Here is a 2,899-nt window from a genome sequence, read left to right as displayed (position 1 = left end):
TGCGTGTGATACCTGTCAGGGGTTGCGTGGTCGGGGTTGTGGGACCCTGCTTAACAGACTGACATCTGTTGGAGAAGTTACAAAGTTGATGGCTAGTCGAACAGTCTGGAATGGCTGACCGTAGACGGTGAGAGTCCGGTAGGTGAAAGCTGTTGACCTTCTGTGGGTGTTCCCGAGTAGCGGCGGACCCCTGAAATCTGCCGTGAATCTGCCAGGACCACCTGGTAAGCCTAAATACTTCCTGGTGACCGATAGCGGACGAGTACCGTGAGGGAATGGTGAAAAGTACCCCGGGAGGGGAGTGAAATAGTACCTGAAACCGTTCGCCTACAATCCGTCGGAGCCTTGCGGGGTGACGGCGTGCCTTTTGAAGAATGAGCCTGCGAGTTAGTGGCATGTGGCGAGGTTAACCCGTGTGGGGGAGCCGTAGCGAAAGCGAGTCTGAATAGGGCGCTTTAGTCGCATGCTCTAGACCCGAAGCGGAGTGATCTAGCCATGGGCAGGCTGAAGCGCGGGTAAGACCGCGTGGAGGGCCGAACCCACCAACGTTGAAAAGTTGGGGGATGACCTGTGGTTAGGGGTGAAAGGCCAATCAAACTCCGTGATAGCTGGTTCTCCCCGAAATGCATTTAGGTGCAGCGTCGCGTGTTTCTTGCCGGAGGTAGAGCACTGGATGGTCTAGGGGGCCCACAAGCTTACCGAAATCAGCCAAACTCCGAATGCCGGTAAGTGAGAGCGCGGCAGTGAGACTGCGGGGGATAAGCTTCGTAGTCGAGAGGGAAACAGCCCAGATCACCAGCTAAGGCCCCTAAGCGTGTGCTAAGTGGAAAAGGATGTGGGGTCGCATAGACAACCAGGAGGTTGGCTTAGAAGCAGCCACCCTTTAAAGAGTGCGTAATAGCTCACTGGTCAAGTGGTTCCGCGCCGACAATGTAGCGGGGCTCAAGCACACCGCCGAAGCTGTGGCATTCACATTTTAACTTCGCTTGGACTTGATTCCTTGTGCAGGTGTGTGGATGGGTAGGGGAGCGTCGTGCCGCGAGTGAAGCAGCGGGGTGACCCAGTTGTGGACGCGGCACGAGTGAGAATGCAGGCATGAGTAGCGAAAGAAGGGTGAGAAACCCTTCCGCCGGATGACCAAGGGTTCCAGGGCCAGGCTAATCCGCCCTGGGTGAGTCGGGACCTAAGGCGAGGCCGAGAGGCGTAGTCGATGGACAACGGGTTGATATTCCCGTACCCGCGAAAGAGCGTCCCTGATGAACCTCGTTGTGCTAACCACCCGAACTTGATGATGTCTTCGGACTGAGTTGAGGGAGCGTGGGAACCTGGCGGGTAGTAGTCAAGCGATGGGGTGACGCAGGAAGGTAGCTGAGCCCGGCCGGTGGTTGTGCCGGGGTAAGCGTGTAGGCCGTGTCGTAGGCAAATCCGCGACACACTAGGGCTGAGACGTGATGCCGAGCCGATTCAGGTGAAGTCAGTGATCCTATGCTGCCGAGAAAAGCCTCTAGCGAGTTCTTAGCGGCCCGTACCCCAAACCGACACAGGTGGTCAGGTAGAGAATACCGAGGCGATCGGGCGAACTGTGGTTAAGGAACTCGGCAAATTGCCCCCGTAACTTAGGGAGAAGGGGGGCCGGAGACGTGAAGCCCCGCGCGGGTGGAGCGTTGTATGGCCGCAGAGAGCAGGGGGAAGCGACTGTTTACTAAAAACACAGGTCCATGCGAAGAAGTAATTCGATGTATATGGACTGACGCCTGCCCGGTGCTGGAACGTTAAGGGGACCTGTTAGCTCTTCGGGGCGAAGCGGAGAACTTAAGCGCCAGTAAACGGCGGTGGTAACTATAACCATCCTAAGGTAGCGAAATTCCTTGTCGGGTAAGTTCCGACCTGCACGAATGGCGTAACGACTTCCCCACTGTCTCAACCACAGGCCCGGCGAAATTGCAGTACGAGTAAAGATGCTCGTTACGCGCGGCAGGACGGAAAGACCCCGGGACCTTTACTATAGCTTGACATTGGTACTTGAGTTAGCTTGTGTAGGATAGGTGGGAGCCGGTGAAGTCCATACGCCAGTATGGGTGGAGGCAATCTTGAAATACCACTCTGGTTGATTTGGGTATCTAACTTCGGACCGTTATCCGGTTCAGGGACAGTGTCTGGTGGGTAGTTTAACTGGGGCGGTTGCCTCCTAAAAGGTAACGGAGGCGCCCAAAGGTTCCCTCAGCCTGGTTGGCAATCAGGTGTTGAGTGCAAGTACACAAGGGAGCTTGACTGTGAGACTGACAGGTCGAGCAGGGACGAAAGTCGGGACTAGTGATCCGGCACTTGCGAGTGGAAGCGGTGTCGCTCAACGGATAAAAGGTACCCCGGGGATAACAGGCTGATCTTCCCCAAGAGTCCATATCGACGGGATGGTTTGGCACCTCGATGTCGGCTCGTCGCATCCTGGGGCTGTAGCAGGTCCCAAGGGTTGGGCTGTTCGCCCATTAAAGCGGTACGCGAGCTGGGTTTAGAACGTCGTGAGACAGTTCGGTCCCTATCCGCCGTGCGCGTAGGATACTTGAGAAGGGCTGTCCCTAGTACGAGAGGACCGGGACGGACGAACCTCTGGTGTGCCAGTTGTCCTGCCAAGGGCACGGCTGGTTAGCTACGTTCGGAAGGGATAACCGCTGAAAGCATCTAAGCGGGAAGCCTGCTTCAAGATGAGGTATCCCACCCCACTTTGTGGGGGTAAGGCCCCCAGCTAGACGACTGGGTTGATAGGCCGGAAATGTAAGCCCGGTAACGGGTTCAGTTGACCGGTACTAATAGGCCGAGGACTTGACTACTAAGCTGCTACGCGTCCACTGTGCAACTCTGAACAAACACCCACCCGTTGTGGTGATGGTTGATATGTTCA

At 56.3% G+C, this 2,899-nt stretch carries 1 rRNA gene (cut by a window edge); it reads left to right on the top strand.

The features are described 5' to 3' along the window. Positions 1-2,828, top strand: a 23S ribosomal RNA gene (locus tag ACLQ25_RS32300); it begins 383 nt to the left of the window's first position. Positions 2,829-2,899 lie beyond the last annotated feature (71 nt).

Source organism: Micromonospora sp. DT44 (genome assembly GCF_049841635.1).
Taxonomy (GTDB): domain Bacteria; phylum Actinomycetota; class Actinomycetes; order Mycobacteriales; family Micromonosporaceae; genus Micromonospora.
This window is presented reverse-complemented; position numbering and strand designations above follow the sequence as displayed.